The organism is Chengkuizengella sediminis (assembly GCF_010078385.1).
Taxonomy (GTDB): Bacteria; Bacillota; Bacilli; order Paenibacillales; family KCTC-33759; genus Chengkuizengella; species Chengkuizengella sediminis.
Genome location: NZ_SIJC01000003.1, coordinates 109024 through 122946, shown reverse-complemented (window position 1 = coordinate 122946; position 13923 = coordinate 109024). Strand labels below are relative to the sequence as shown.

General features: G+C 34.1%; 21 protein-coding genes and 1 pseudogene. 16 read left to right on the top strand and 6 right to left on the bottom strand.

What is annotated here, in order from left to right; translation table 11 throughout:
- The first annotated feature begins 64 nt into the window (after positions 1-64).
- Both EPK97_RS07710 and EPK97_RS07705 read left to right on the top strand, forming a co-directional pair.
- Positions 65-406 (top strand): YolD-like family protein, encoded by a 342-nt coding sequence (locus EPK97_RS07710; protein WP_162036050.1) that lies wholly within the window; start codon positions 65-67, stop codon positions 404-406.
- Positions 406-594, top strand: coding sequence for a hypothetical protein (locus tag EPK97_RS07705; protein ID WP_162036049.1), 189 nt, complete (start codon positions 406-408; stop codon positions 592-594). The genes EPK97_RS07710 and EPK97_RS07705 overlap by 1 nt, the downstream gene beginning before the upstream one ends.
- A gap of 73 nt (positions 595-667) precedes the next feature.
- Here the strand turns inward: EPK97_RS07705 and EPK97_RS07700 are convergent, their stop codons facing one another.
- A complete protein-coding gene (locus tag EPK97_RS07700; protein ID WP_162036048.1) occupies positions 668-1204 on the bottom strand; it encodes a hypothetical protein in 537 nt (178 codons plus the stop codon).
- 476 nt (positions 1205-1680) lie between these two features.
- Here EPK97_RS07700 and EPK97_RS22160 point away from each other — a divergent pair, with 476 nt between their 5' ends.
- From EPK97_RS22160 to EPK97_RS07685, 4 genes are all read left to right on the top strand, one after another.
- Complete coding sequence (locus EPK97_RS22160) at positions 1681-1809, top strand: hypothetical protein (RefSeq protein ID WP_276609478.1); 129 nt, start codon at positions 1681-1683, stop codon at positions 1807-1809.
- Between the two features lie 715 nt (positions 1810-2524).
- A complete protein-coding gene (locus EPK97_RS07695; RefSeq protein ID WP_162036047.1) occupies positions 2525-3007 on the top strand; it encodes a helix-turn-helix domain-containing protein in 483 nt (160 codons plus the stop codon).
- A 31-nt stretch (positions 3008-3038) separates the two neighbouring features.
- Positions 3039-3734, top strand: coding sequence for a hypothetical protein (locus EPK97_RS07690; protein ID WP_162036046.1), 696 nt, complete (start codon positions 3039-3041; stop codon positions 3732-3734).
- Positions 3735-4092: 358 nt separating this feature from the next.
- Positions 4093-4308 (top strand): hypothetical protein, encoded by a 216-nt coding sequence (locus tag EPK97_RS07685; protein ID WP_162036045.1) that lies wholly within the window; start codon positions 4093-4095, stop codon positions 4306-4308.
- Between the two features lie 493 nt (positions 4309-4801).
- On the opposite strand, the gene EPK97_RS21760 is transcribed toward EPK97_RS07685, so the two are convergent.
- A complete protein-coding gene (locus EPK97_RS21760) occupies positions 4802-4966 on the bottom strand; it encodes an N-terminal phage integrase SAM-like domain-containing protein (RefSeq protein ID WP_240903730.1) in 165 nt (54 codons plus the stop codon).
- 180 nt (positions 4967-5146) lie between these two features.
- Between EPK97_RS21760 and EPK97_RS07675 the strand changes: the two are divergent.
- Positions 5147-5380 (top strand): annotated as a pseudogene (locus EPK97_RS07675) (BhlA/UviB family holin-like peptide).
- 5 nt (positions 5381-5385) lie between these two features.
- Complete coding sequence (locus EPK97_RS07670) at positions 5386-5721, top strand: N-acetylmuramoyl-L-alanine amidase (protein ID WP_162036044.1); 336 nt, start codon at positions 5386-5388, stop codon at positions 5719-5721.
- Between the two features lie 314 nt (positions 5722-6035).
- Here EPK97_RS07670 and EPK97_RS07665 read toward each other — a convergent pair whose 3' ends face one another.
- Positions 6036-6566, bottom strand: a complete 531-nt coding sequence (locus tag EPK97_RS07665; protein ID WP_162036043.1) for a hypothetical protein — start codon at positions 6564-6566, stop codon at positions 6036-6038.
- 224 nt (positions 6567-6790) lie between these two features.
- Positions 6791-7102, bottom strand: a complete 312-nt coding sequence (locus EPK97_RS07660) for a hypothetical protein (protein ID WP_162036042.1) — start codon at positions 7100-7102, stop codon at positions 6791-6793.
- A gap of 300 nt (positions 7103-7402) precedes the next feature.
- Between EPK97_RS07660 and EPK97_RS22355 the strand changes: the two genes are divergently transcribed.
- From EPK97_RS22355 to EPK97_RS07640, 5 genes are all read left to right on the top strand, one after another.
- Positions 7403-7534 carry a CD1375 family protein gene (locus EPK97_RS22355; RefSeq protein WP_338075666.1) on the top strand — a complete coding sequence of 44 codons (132 nt, stop codon included), beginning with the start codon at positions 7403-7405 and terminating at the stop codon, positions 7532-7534.
- Positions 7535-7860: 326 nt separating this feature from the next.
- On the top strand, positions 7861-8001 hold the full coding sequence (locus tag EPK97_RS07655) for a hypothetical protein (protein ID WP_162036041.1): 141 nt from the start codon (positions 7861-7863) through the stop codon (positions 7999-8001).
- Positions 8002-8403: 402 nt separating this feature from the next.
- A complete protein-coding gene (locus EPK97_RS07650; protein WP_162036040.1) occupies positions 8404-8676 on the top strand; it encodes a YolD-like family protein in 273 nt (90 codons plus the stop codon).
- A 361-nt stretch (positions 8677-9037) separates the two neighbouring features.
- Positions 9038-9415, top strand: a complete 378-nt coding sequence (locus tag EPK97_RS07645) for a hypothetical protein (RefSeq protein ID WP_162036039.1) — start codon at positions 9038-9040, stop codon at positions 9413-9415.
- A 243-nt stretch (positions 9416-9658) separates the two neighbouring features.
- The gene (locus EPK97_RS07640) at positions 9659-9928 is read left to right on the top strand and encodes a hypothetical protein (RefSeq protein WP_162036038.1); all 270 of its coding nucleotides are present in this window, start codon (positions 9659-9661) and stop codon (positions 9926-9928) included.
- Positions 9929-10369: 441 nt separating this feature from the next.
- Here EPK97_RS07640 and EPK97_RS22550 read toward each other — a convergent pair whose 3' ends face one another.
- A complete protein-coding gene (locus EPK97_RS22550; protein ID WP_162036037.1) occupies positions 10370-10552 on the bottom strand; it encodes a hypothetical protein in 183 nt (60 codons plus the stop codon).
- Positions 10553-10749: 197 nt separating this feature from the next.
- On the opposite strand from EPK97_RS22550, the gene EPK97_RS07630 reads away from it, so the two are divergent.
- The 3 genes from EPK97_RS07630 to EPK97_RS07620 all read left to right on the top strand — a co-directional run bounded on the left by EPK97_RS07630 (position 10750) and on the right by EPK97_RS07620 (position 13073).
- The gene (locus EPK97_RS07630) at positions 10750-10905 is read left to right on the top strand and encodes a hypothetical protein (RefSeq protein WP_162036036.1); all 156 of its coding nucleotides are present in this window, start codon (positions 10750-10752) and stop codon (positions 10903-10905) included.
- A gap of 935 nt (positions 10906-11840) precedes the next feature.
- Positions 11841-12758, top strand: a complete 918-nt coding sequence (locus EPK97_RS07625; RefSeq protein WP_162036035.1) for a hypothetical protein — start codon at positions 11841-11843, stop codon at positions 12756-12758.
- 93 nt (positions 12759-12851) lie between these two features.
- Positions 12852-13073: a hypothetical protein gene (locus tag EPK97_RS07620; RefSeq protein ID WP_162036034.1), complete on the top strand. Its 222-nt coding sequence runs from the start codon at positions 12852-12854 to the stop codon at positions 13071-13073.
- Positions 13074-13213: 140 nt separating this feature from the next.
- Here EPK97_RS07620 and EPK97_RS07615 read toward each other — a convergent pair whose 3' ends face one another.
- On the bottom strand, positions 13214-13699 hold the full coding sequence (locus tag EPK97_RS07615; protein ID WP_162036033.1) for a hypothetical protein: 486 nt from the start codon (positions 13697-13699) through the stop codon (positions 13214-13216).
- Positions 13700-13923 lie beyond the last annotated feature (224 nt).

Here is a 13923-nt window from a genome sequence, read left to right as displayed (position 1 = left end):
TATTGCATAACTCCCTGTGTCTCTTATATAATAAGAACAAATGTTCTAATGAGAGGTGAGTGAAATGAAAGAAAATAAACTAACGCCTGGATCAAATATGATGTGGGAAGCAAGCAGAATGATACTACCTGAACATAAAGAACGCATAAATGATTATCAATATGAGAGAGACAGAAAGACGAAACCAGTACTTGTAGAGGAAGAGGTTAATATCATATCTCAGCAGTTATCAGATTCCATGCTGAGTAAATCTGAAATTATAATTGAATTGTTCAGAGATTTTGGACAGAACGCATTTAAAACTGGAACAGTAGCTAAATTCGATCCCCAATTAAGACAAATTAAATTAGAGCATGAGCATGAATATGAGTGGATCAAGTTTGGTGATATAGTGGGGGTGTCCTGATGCTTACTGACCTTGAAAGAAAAGTATTACGTATCCTGTATAACTTCCCTCATTCAATAAAAAAAAGAATGCCAACCATTAAAGAACTTGAAATTAAAACAGGTAAAGACGAGCTTCTAGAATCGCTTCTAAGGCTCGTTTTGCATAGAGGGAGACATATTTTGCCCCCCTTAATTATAAAAAGGTAAGTTTTTCAGTGCCCTCCTTAGGTAGCTGGGGGGGGTTTTTATTTTTAATTTAATGTGAATTTTAAATTATCCCTCATTCTCGATATCGCTTCTTTTCGTCCGATGTATCGTTAACAAACCCATCATTTTCTTTTACCGAACCTTCTCTAATTTCAGTTATGGCACAACTAGTTATAGCAACTATTAATCCTGATCCCGTTGTGTCTTCTCCAATCACAATTCCTTCTCCTACATCACGTATTATGGCAGGAGTACCACCTCCTATATAGTCAATAAATACTGTCTCCCCTTTTAATGAGTTGGCTAAATTGGTTATGGGATCCTCACAACAAACGCATTCTCCTTTCGTGCTTTTTTTGATCGGTTTTAATTCTAAGGAAAATGTTTCCCTTGGAAAAACAGCAGATATATTACAAATGGGAAAATGAACTACCTCACCAGTTCCATCGTCTATGCCAGAAACAATAAAGTTTTTTACTTCCGTTATTTGCAAATTAACAGAATCAGTTCGAGTTTCAATCTGAACTACTTCTTCTCGAATTAACTGCTTCAAAACACACTGCATCGGACAGACGCAACAATCACAGATCGTTTCATCAAAATGTCCCATAGGGATTATCTCCTTTTTAATGTATTTGATGAGGTATTGTATGAACGGATTTGATAAAATGATTGGACGTATATCTTAGTATTAAAAAATCAGCATTTGTCTGTGTCAGCCTGTGATGTATTGCAATATGATGGGAATAAGTTATGATATTTCACTTAGCAACTCAAAAAGCTTCTTCCACTAGTTTCAAGGAAAGAAGCTTTTTGAATGCTACAATTATTTTACTATTTCTACTATCCCTGAACTAGAAATCAAAACAGGGGTGGTTATATAGAATGTCCAGATGGGAATACTCAAAACATAAAGATTATAATGACTAGGGATTATGATTCACCGTTTAAAAAATAAAAACCACCTTTTATGGGTGGTTATTTTTCGTTTAGGAGTAAAATATGCGCTTGTCTTAGATCACCTGCCCTATACCAATAAGAGTCTATTAACATAGTATATAGTATGAAAATATGGAGGTGAAAGATATGATCGCATTTGTAGCAGTGGTGTTAGTGTTGTTTATATTGTTAGTGATCGTTTTACTTGGAGATAGATGTTACTTTCTAGCCCCTATTGAATTTGGAGAAATTATACAATTTGATTTGGAGATCTAAATCTTCCAAATTTCTAGATCATTGTGTGTGATATAGGTCTTGATAAAAATTAAACCAAGTGGGGATTTGTTTTTCCAAACAAAAAAACCACCAACCTAAGTCAGTGGTTCGGTCTCATCCCTAATGAGGCCATTTGCCCATAAACAAAATTAGCTTTGTGAACTGGTACACAGTTCTATTTTATTATATCAAACTCCTAATCTCTTACCAAAAATCCGATTCCTTAACATTTGGATTATATTGATTTGCAGTATCTAAAAATTTCTTTCTAGTTTTTTATTAGGTTTATAATTATCATTTCCACAGAGGTCTATTGTCTCGTTTTGTACGGGTACTTTCTTGTGGTTAGTTAAAAGGCTAAAAACCCGATTAGGGCTTTAATATCTACTTGACTTATTTGCAATACTTAAAAAACAAAAACTGATAGACAAGCTTTGACATAAGGCGGAAGGATTATACTACAATTTGTTTAAATATTGTGATTAGAAAAATATTGTCAAAAAATTGATGGTATGATAACCTTGACCTAAATATTGTAATTTAATATTAAAAAAATCCAATAAAAAAGTTTAACGGATATCCTGATTTGGGGGTATTTTATACGTTGAACTTATTCAATAAAAAATTTTGTTTTTTAAGTTGGGAAATTAAGGGTAGGTAAGCGTATTTTCCAACCTTTCTTGGTTGGAAAATAGATTGAAAGGAGCTATTGTCCGTGACTGAATCCGTTGAAAAACCACTATCATCTTTGGGTGATCTCATACGACATCATCGCAAACAAGCAGAAATGACATTAGTACAATTAGAAGAATTATCTAAAGTTGACAAGGCTAGCATATCACGAATTGAATCGGGACAAACGAAACGTCCCAATTTACCAACTATTCGAAAAATTAGCTCAAGATTAAAAATCCCTTATGTAGAGATGATGGAACGTTATATAGAGATAGAGGAAAGATCTGAAGTTTTATTTACAATTTTAGATGACTTTCAAGGGAAAGACATTAGTTTAGTTATTAAGCTTGCTAAGAAAATCCTTCAATCTCCTACAATGGAAAGTGTAGATTTAGTAGAAATGCTATTTGATTTTGTTGCAAGATTTGAAGAGCCTTCTATTAAGCTATCGCTTTATAAATTGATTGTTAGCCACTCTCGGGCTCACGGAATACGCTTCTGGAAAAGTTATTATAGATTTTGAAGAGTTCCTTACGAGTGAAGAGATGGGTGTAATGTACTATAAATTTTCTGTTCATGCTTACAACTTGTGTTTATTTGAAGAAAGTGTAGAGATGGGTAAAAAGGCACTTCATGCAAAGATATCTGATACTAGAATGCGGGCAAATACTATTCAAGCTGTATGCAATGGATACTACTACTTAGGTGATTATGAAAAAGCTAAAGAATATTTGGATCGGTATAAAGAATTCTTACTTCCAGAAGTGAAGGACAATGCAAATGTGCTAGAAGCTATGTTACATACAGCCTATGGAAATCATGAACTAGCTATTTCAATACTTCAAAAGAACCTACCACATTGTGGGGAATTTACCTTACTCCATGTTGTAAATTTTTTATTCACACTATATTTACAAACAGGTAATTTATCAGCAATTGAAGAGCTTGTCCAACTAGAAGAGAAACTATTATCAATAACTTATGTTACCCCTTTTAAAAAGGCTGAATTAGCCCACTATTTTAAACTCAAAGGGGAGTATTTCCTCCTAACAGAAAAATTAGAGGTAGGGATAAATTTTTATTTAGAGGCAGCAAAACGATACTCTAAAGTCGATCTTATTAACTTGGAAAGTGAGTGCTTACAACAAATTACGAATATACATACTACTAATAATGGAGATATAGTTTCAATTTTTGAGAAACTAGGAACTTATTATGATAACAAAGTTAGGAAAGGTGATAATTTATGAAAAGTATAAAAAAGGTCTTAACTGCCATAACCCTTTTTGCACTAATAAACGCACCTGAAATCATGGTATTATTTTCTGGTACTGATCCAGGCTGGTAGAAACAGTACTAATATACAAAGAACCATTCTGCTAAGCTGGTGGGCTGGTTTTTTTAATTGGGAAAAAAAGGTTTTTTTGTAAGGAAATTTATTATCAATGATATTAAACAACTTATATTATAATGTAAATAGGAAAGTCGCCTTGCTGGAACAATGCGATCCTCTAAAAAGTTTGAAATCCGGTCTTAATTCCCTCGATTAAATTGTTATTGGAGCAATAGTTTAATGTCAAACAGTTAAAATACATGAGGGTCGAATTAATGAGCGCCAATACTTCGTATATGCTGCTTGAAGGATGCGACAAAAAGAACTATACCGAGTTGAAAGATGAGTTATATCCATTTACGGCTGAGGATCTAAGTAATTTAAAAAGATATCACAGTTTGAATTATGTAAAGAGCAAGGAAGGGTATACGCGGTTTATTACGAACATGCCGTCTCCAATTATGAAAAAATCAGAAATTAATGATGGTTAAAATGTTTTTATAAAAAACCGCTGAAACTGGCGGTATGACACGGAAAATCAAGTATTGACTAGAGGGATCAAATTGGGAACATTTTGGGAACGGATTACACCAAAAGTGGTATATTTACACCCATCTACATCTTTTGATAAAATGTCGAAATCCTTGATGATAAAGGACTCTAGCGAATTACACCAATCGCCAGAGATCCTTTTTTCTTCCTTGAGGGGGTAGTGGGCGAAAGCCCGTGGAGGTTCGAGTCCTCTCGACCGCAACATACATATCAAGTCTTTGGAACCCTTGGTACATAAAGGGTTTTTTATATGTTTTGGAGTCGGCGCATCTCTTTTAATTTGACATAGATAGTGTGATTAAATAGTGTGTTGGGGACGAATTGGAGACTGAATTCTTAACCTCTATTTTCTATTGGATTTAGTGAATCAAATTTTTCTGCGTTTGTCTACTCAATTTTTTTGTAATGTGAGCGTAAGTGTCCGCTGTTGTTTTATAGTTTGAGTGACCTAGACGCTCCTGAATAGATTTCAAATCTTTTATCCATTTGCATATGACCGAATCTTGGTAGTATATGATTTTTTAGATTGAAAGTATATGTACGGAGTGTAGAAGGAGAGAGTTCTTTTTCACCATATTTTCTTCCATTCTTGAACAAATGCTTTAAATGTCATTTTTTCTGGAGCGATATATTCAGCGGCTTCAACTTCAATTTTGAATTTAATTAATTCTTCATTTAGATAGTCTCTAAGCTTCTTAGTTATAGTGGGGCACAAGTGTTTTTTCTATATGAATAGATAAAGACCCTGCATATTTAAAGTAGGGTTTTTTAATGTTATTGGAATTAAATATAATTCAATACTTTTTAACTCAGGGACCTTTTGCGGTCCTTTTTGTATGGTTACTTATTACTGTAATGAGAAATAGCAAAGAAAGAGAAGATAAATTAATTCAGTCTCACAAAGAAAGAGAGGGGTAATTAATCGCTACTTTAGAAAAATTCAGTGAAAAATACGACATGATTATTGATGAATTACGTGAATTAAAAGAGAAATTATCAGGGAGGAAGTGAAACGTTTGACCTTCAAAATGAAATATCCCATCACTAAAAAATACCTTACTAGCGGCACAAAAAGAAGAACAGGATATCGGATTCCAGAAGTAGGATTTATTGTTGCTCATGACACAGGGAATGATGGTTCCACAGCATTACAAAATATTAAATACTACGAGAATTCAAACAATGAAATGAGTGCATCAGCTCATATTTTTGTAGATGACACAGGTAGTTATGAGTGCATTCCTTTGCTTACAGACATACCTGAAAAGGCTTGGCATGTTCTATATCAAAAACCTTTGGATAACCAGATATTTGGTGATGATGCAAACGATATAGCAACAGGTGTTGATTAATGGAAAAAGAAAGTAGAGGAAAAACCACAGGAAGTATTAACGATTTCCCTTGGTTATTTTTTGTTATGTTAGATCGATTAAGCCAAAAGGAAGGTGGAAATTAATATGAATACATTTAATAGAAAGAATTAAACAACCTCATATATTACTAATGATTGCTACATTGATTTATCAAGGGCTAGAGTTTTACGGTTATGGAGTTGAGCAGGAAACATTTCAAATGTCTGTTGATCTGGTTACTTTTTTATTATTGGGTGTGACGGTCTATAAGTCTGATAAGAATAAATTGATATAAAGTGTAATCCCCATTGGCTTTAGGTAGCTGGTGGGGAAAGTAAGTGGTTTGGATTTGAAGATGATGACATTTGTGAAAACTGTTGTTGATTCATTGGGGTGATTTTAGTTACAGAACAACTAGAAATAGCAGCTAATATAGGGCTGGTGGGTTCAGGAGCTCTGAGAATAATAATCCCTTCTCCAATATCATTTACAATCGCTCCAACACTTCCCTTTATAAACTCAATTTCTACAAACTGTCCTTTCAGAGAAATTAATAAGTTAGTGATTGGATCTTCGCAACACGCACATTCCCCTTTGTTTTTGCTTATTAATTTTAATTTAAGTCCACCAGGTATTAATGCAGGATTAAAAGCAACACCAGTGAATTGACATATTGGTATATTTCCGATTGAAGTAAAAGCAATGAAATTATCCACACTAATTAAATTTGTTGTTCCAGAAGAGACAGTGGTGACAAAATCAATGGTTTGCCCTGCTAATTGCTCTAAAACACACTGCATCGGACAGACACAGCAGTCACAAATGGATTTATCAAAATGTCCCACCTTAAACTCCTCCTTATTAATTAATTTGATGGGATATTTTATGAGTTAATATGATGATTTGACTGGACGTGTGTACCTAGATTCAAATATCCGCTAATTGACTAAATATCTAATTAACATTATTACACGTTTCTTTCTGTAAAATTGGTACTTTATCAAATGAATTAATTTCGTTTGTGTTTTTGGACAAAAGGAAAAACGCTAGATTAGCGCCTTTTGCTTGTTTAATAACATGTGATCAGATCTAATAATCTAACCCAAATTACAATACTATTCATCTCCCCTATCTTAGATTGTGCTACGTTAGTTATTGGATCTTCAGTACACGAACATTCTCCTACGCTTTTTTTAATGGGTTTTAATTTGAAATTAAATGTACCTACAATCGAAACTAAACAAATATCACTAACTGAAATTTGAATAATATTACCATTATTATCAAGAGTAGCTATAAAATTATTGAAGGAAATTAGAGTTCCCCCAAGGTCTATAGAAGGGGTAAGTACTCCAATGTTCTCCCTTACCAACTGTTTCAAAATACACTGCATCACATCGGACAGACGCAACAATCACAGATCGTTTCATCAAAATGTCCCATGTTAAAAATGTTTGACCATCAATGCTATTCTTTTCTGACTCATTCCCTACTGCATCTATGGCACTTACAGAGAGTGAATACAAAGTACCTGGTTCTAGTTCAACGAAAGTATATAAGTAGTTGTTAGAACACTATCAGCATGTAATACATCATCTAAATAAATCCTATAGCCAACTACCCCTACATTGTCGATTGTATTTGAATCTGATTCTCCCTAATGAAAATCCATTCTTAAAGGATGATTAATATAGCCTTATTCATACTACGTATGAGAGGGGGCGTAAACATGATTGATATTTATGTCGCTCTCATTATTTACGGACGTAGAACATTTGAACAAGTCCCTAACAGCAGGGTTCTTTATTGTTAAGGAGGGTAGATAGATTGGAATTAAATATCATTCAATATTTTTTAACTCAGGGCCCTTTGCGGTACTATTTGTTTGAAATGGTAAAATAGCACATTTTCAAACAAGCAAGTCACGTGTCTATACCAAATGAAGGGTAAGAACATAGAATATATTGGCTCCTGGTAAAACTATTATGCGCTCATATTATCTCTCTACGGAAACCTCACTATTTAATAGTGAGGTTTTAATCTATCAAAAATGTGTACTTGCCCCTGGATACCCGTCCAACCAAAGTAGATTCTCTGAACATAGTATATATTACATCACATTGAAAGGAGGATGAGCTTATGAGTAAACATAGTTCTGCTACAGGTGCAGCTATTGTTTTAGTACTCTTTATTCTCTTAGTTATTATTTTAGTTGGTTCGTGGGGATACAAAGATGATCTAAAAGGTGCCTTTTTTCGGGTTTTATTGGGGGCAGCATGAGTATACACAAAGTTATATGGTGAATTCAGAATAAATCCCTGCCTATCTAATAGCAGGGTTCTTTACTGTTAAGGGGGGTGGATAGATTGGAATTAAATATCATTCACCACCAAATGAAGCTATAGAACATAGAATATATTACCTCCTAGTATTTGCAGGCTATCCACTCATATTATCTCTCTACGGAAACCTCACTACATTGAATTGTGAGGTTAACTACATAGTTTTGCTACAGGAACTGCAATTGTATTGGTACTTAATACATCATATGTTATGGTTTATAAAAGTGATAAGAATAAGTTGATATAGTTTCTCTCACTGGCATAGGTAGCTGGTGGGGTAGTATCCTTTTTGAGTTGTTGGAAATTTGAAAATCAAGGTTGATCTTTAATTTGTTTTTGGTTGATTGGATTAATCATTGTTATTGATGCACTAGAAAGAAACAGAAAAATTAAGGCAGAACTAGCAGAAGAAGTTAATATCATATCTCAGCAATTATCTGATTCAATGTTAAGTAAATCAGAAATCACAGTTGAGTTGTTCAGAGATTTTGGTCAGAATGTGTTTAAAACTGAAACAGTAATTAAAATTAACACTCAATTAAGACAAGTAAAACTACAAAATGTGGATGGTTACGAATGGGTTAAGTTTGATGAGATTGTAGGTGTTTCGTGATGCTTACGGATTTAGAAAGAAAAGTATTACGTATCCTGTATAACTCACCCATTCAAAACGTAGGATGCCAACTATACCAGAACTAGAAATCAAAACAGGTAAGAACGAGAAAGTAGTCCGTTCAGTATTAAACGGACTCGTTAGAGGGGAGGATTGAAAGTCCTTGTTCACTTCTACTAACATATAAATCCTGTGGCTTGTAAAAATCTGTTCTGAATTAATTCTTCTACTAGGGATTATGATTCACCATTTAGATAGAAACACTAACTAAAAATGTGTGCTTGTCTTAGATCACCTGCCCTATACCAAATAGAATCTATTAACATAGTATATTGTATAAAACTAAGGAGGTGTGTAAAAGGTGAGTAAGTTTTTTAATGTGGCAATTATATTAGTATTATTTATCTTGCTGGTGATTATTATTGTAAGTTCTATGTATGAAAGAATATCAGACACAATAAGAAAAGGAAGTTCGTTCAAACCAAGCAAGAAAAACAAACCCATCGATGCCAAAGATGGGCGAACCTCAAAAGCAGAGGAAGTCCTTGGACATGGTGGAATTGATTATAACAAGTCCTCTAAAGAACAGAAAAAACGCATTGAAGAAAATGAAAGACGTTTAAAAGAGGATAAAGATTTTAGAGAGTCCGAGAAGAAAAGAGCAGAAGCAGTTATCGCACAGCGAAAAGCCGCAGGTCTAGACACAATCGCCCAAGAAAAATATTTGGCTAGGTTGTAAGGGTAGATTTAAGATGCCATTATCAGAAGAAGAAAGACAAGATTTTCTTGAAAGATATGCTTCCTATGCACAACTTATACAACAAATATTATTTAAAAAAAATGAAACAAAATTATCATTTTTTCGCCAAAAACTATGTAGAAGTGAAAAGTGACCAAAAAATGAATTAGGTTAATAGGTTTTACCTACTTAAAAACAGAAAATATAATATGAGGTAAATAAATTCATGAAGAAACAAAGGATTTGCCCCAACACAACATAGGATATGTACTACCCACACCTTTTCCCGGAATGATAGTTATTTATGGCACTGATGGTTTTATCAATCGTATTTTGAATCAGGATGGCACCGACGTAGGATTAAGTCATTATAGTGATCGTGGAGAAGGAACACTTACTGATGTTGTATATGGGTCTATACCAACAAAGATGGAGCCAAATACAATGATAACTTACAATAATAATTTAACTTATCAAATAGAAAAAGGTAGCGAACGTAAATTGGAGCTATAAAATCTAAATGAAGAGAGAGTAACGGAAGAAGCACTAATTAATTCAAATTAAAGATTAAAAGAAAAAGAGAGGGAAGCTTCTTATAAAAGAGCATTAAAAAGGTTAGAGAACGTTGATTTATAAAAAATCTACTATTAAAGTCAGTGGTTCGGTCTCATCCCTAATGAGAAATTAAGGATAGTGGATTAAAAATCGGAATAGTTGACGGATTTTTTTAAGACTATTTTTATTAAGGAACCTTTTCCACCACTCAGAAGGATATGTTTCAGTAAATTAGTTTACCTTTTCCACCATGAAAGATGGATTCATAATTTTTTCTTAATTCTTCCATGTACCATAAAGGCTTGGTGATTTAACCATTTCAATTCAAACCTTAAATAGAGCAGGTGTGTAGCGTGCTTCACTTAGTGGTGACGTAACCTCTTGTCGTACCTTGACGGCTTAATTTGGTGTAAAGGCGACAGTTAGTGGACGATTTCCCACCGGCACGGTAGCACTGACGGAGTGGGTCTTGACATCCATGACCGATGATATGGTTTGGTTCGTAACAAAGGCGATTTTTCCATCTAAAAAATGTATGTGTATACAAGGAAAGCAATCTACACCAGATGAATTAGTTAGCATAGTATATATCGTATCCCTACAAAAATAAATTAATATAGGAGGAATTTATTATGAATTTAGAATAGAAAAGAAAAAGTATACAACTCGATAATGAAACACGCACACCTTTTGAGTTTACAAGTCCTGTACAAAGGCATGAAACAGTTATTTCAGGCTTTGAATTTGGGTTTGATGCACCTGCTAGTGTTATGACAAGATTGGAACTAACAACTTCAGGTCAAGTCAACGCCAATTCACCTAATGTCGTTGATGTGATTGTAAGCTCAGAAGCAAGAGATTCAAAACAAAGTATTCTATTGTCCTCAGATTCGAGTGTGGATGTTACAGTTTTTGCACTCGTAGATAAATGTTAGCACTACCAGCGAAATACCTGTCCAAAACAATCAAGAACAATTTTAAATAATCGGAGAATCCAGAGACAGGATTATATGTACGTAATGCCCAGGCACTTTTATTTATCATTATAGTCTGCCTCTCAGTATTCAAAACCCCATAAACATTTAAAAAAGTGTAACCAAATTTAAGCACCATAAAGGGGAAAGCTATCGAATTAAAGAAAAGAAAAAACTAAACGTAAAAAAGCAGGTTGGGATAACGATTATTTACTTAATATTTTGAAATGCTCTAAACAAGTCTAATGCGATTGCCCTGACTTAGTGGTGCCAAGTATTAACGGGAAGAAGGCGTCGGATGGAGTTATAAAAAAGGGTGATGTATTTGTAGTATTCTAAAATAGGGTTGTACCATCTTTGCAGGGTGGAGGTCACAGGCTCGAACCCTGAGGTCACCATAATATAAACATCCAAGCCCCTTGATATATAAGGGGTTTTTATTTTCCTTTTCTTTTTTGACTTTATAAATTTTTAGTAAAAAAATGTAGTTGGTAACATTTTGGGAGCGGATTTTTTCAGTGCTATTTCGACTTCTTTTTAAGTTGTTCAAACGTATCGGCGATTATCCGCTGATTTGAAATACCCGCAATAATACCTTTTCTAGTAATATCATGGACAAGTTCTAAATGAAATAATCAAAAAACGATGTACACTGATATCACCTGTTGGTTTGAATTCTGTCTTTGTCACCTCACGAAGTATTAAAGTGATTGTATTTCAAGTGTAGATTACAGTTTGAAAATAAAATTTTATTTATTTAACTGTATCAGGAAGGGTACGATTAGTGCTCTTTTTTTGTAAGAATGTCTATAGATATCAGTCCAAGCAAATCCATTGGTTGGTTCATAAGATAATGTGAAATGATATTTTAATTTAAGAAGTTGGGAGGGTATTTTATGGGTTTAAATAAAGGACCTTTTGTCGCTGCTGATACGGTTTCAGTATTGAATCCATATGGAGGAACTGGTTCTATTACTCTTGCTGCTGATGGTGACTCTGAAATTGTTGCCACCGTCGATGTATGTGTTACACAACCGGAGAAAACACAAGTTTCACTGGATTCAATGACTCAAATTGCTGTAACAAGACTGTCTCCTACTTCTGACCCAGTAATTTTGAATGTCTCTGTTACTTTTGAAGTTAGATATGAGATCCTGCGTAATGGTAATGTTATTGCAACAATCAATGATGAAATGGATTATGAAGCAGCAGGTGAGGGAAGACATACAAACTTTCCGAATTTTCCTATCCTTGATGACAATCCAAATGCTGGAATTAATACGTATGATCTCAAAGTTACAAGGGTTTCAACATCTGTTGTAGAAGATATTTTTGTCGCATCTCGAAGTCTTAAAGCAACAGTTATGGGTTTAAATAAAGGACTTTTTGTTGTTGCTGACACGGTTTCTGTAATAGATGCACTTAGTGTAGCAGCAGGTGCAATTGAACTTGTTCCAGGCGGCGTCCCTACAGTTGTAGCTACCGTCGAAGTATGTGTTAAAGAGCCGCTGAAAACACAGGTATCTCTGGATTCAATGGCTCAAATTGCTGTGATAACGGGAGAGCCCGATGTTACTTTTGAAATGACCTATGAGCTCCTGCGTAATGGAGTGACAATTGCGACTATAGATAATAGTATGGATTATATTTCTCTTGAACCAGTAGGGTATACAAATTTTCCAAACTTTCCTTTAGTAGATGATACACCAAGTGCTGGAATCAATACGTATGTGCTCAGATGTACATTTGTATCAGCCAATGCAGAAATATTTGTCGGCTCTCGAAGCCTTAAAGCAACAGTAATTACAGTTTGAAAATAAAATTTTATTCTTAAACGGTTAACTAGAAGGGCCATTAGAACGCTTCTTTTTGTATTAATGGCCATAGATAGGAGTCTAAGCAACCGCGTGAGAGGGTTCATAGGATTAAACGAAGACTTTCCGTTGATGTGTGTCAAACAATCACAAAGTACACAAGTTTCGCTTGATTCAATGGCTCAAATTGGTGTAGTAGAGACCTTAGTTAATGCATCTAGTATTACTTTTGCAATAGAAAAGGTGTTTGTTCAAAGAGAAAAGATTACTGAATCTGAGTTTTTAGAAATCACACGTGAAGGATATGTAGCATGATAAATTAATATTGTACATTTCCCCACTAGCTAACTAATTTAAACTAAGCCAATGGGAACAAAGCAAAAGCTTCTTCCTCTACGGAGAAGCTTTTATTTTATTTTTTCCACTGTCTTAGGTAGTTGATGGTGGGGATTTTTCTATTTTTTAATCGGAGGAGCTACTATATCTAATGCACACGTAGAAGCTACACCTGAATCAAACTCTACTCCTGTGTTAGTTATAAGATCTTTAAGTAAAACGATTCCTTCACCTACACCTGCTATAGTTGCTTCTGTAATTGTTGAAGAAGGTATACTTATTTGCTGTTCCTTCATGGAATTTAACAAATTTGTCATAGGGTCTTCACAACATGCGCATTCCCCAACAATATTCTTTCTAATTGGTTTTAATTTAATATCAGCTTCCATATTCAAACCTAAAGCAACAATTTGACAGATTGCGATATTTCCTTGATCAGTGAATACTATAAAATCTTCAATACGATCTATAGTAAAAGGAATGTTAATTTGTCCAAATGTAGTACGTAAAAAATCTACAGTTATTTGTTGCTCCATTAATTGCATCAAAACACACTTCATTGGACAGACACAGCAGTCGCAGATGGATTTATCGAAATGTCCCATAAGGATCACCTCTTTCTTAATTGTATTTGTTTACAAGATATTGTATTCGGTAAAAAGATATTTTGACTGGATGCATGTACCTAAGATCCAAAAATGTACTCTTGCACACCCGGATGGAGAATATGCGACAACGAACGCCATAATATAAGGATAAAATTAGTTTATTTTTCTAAAAATTTTAAAAAATTCAGATTATTATGTTGAATGATTATATAATATGACGT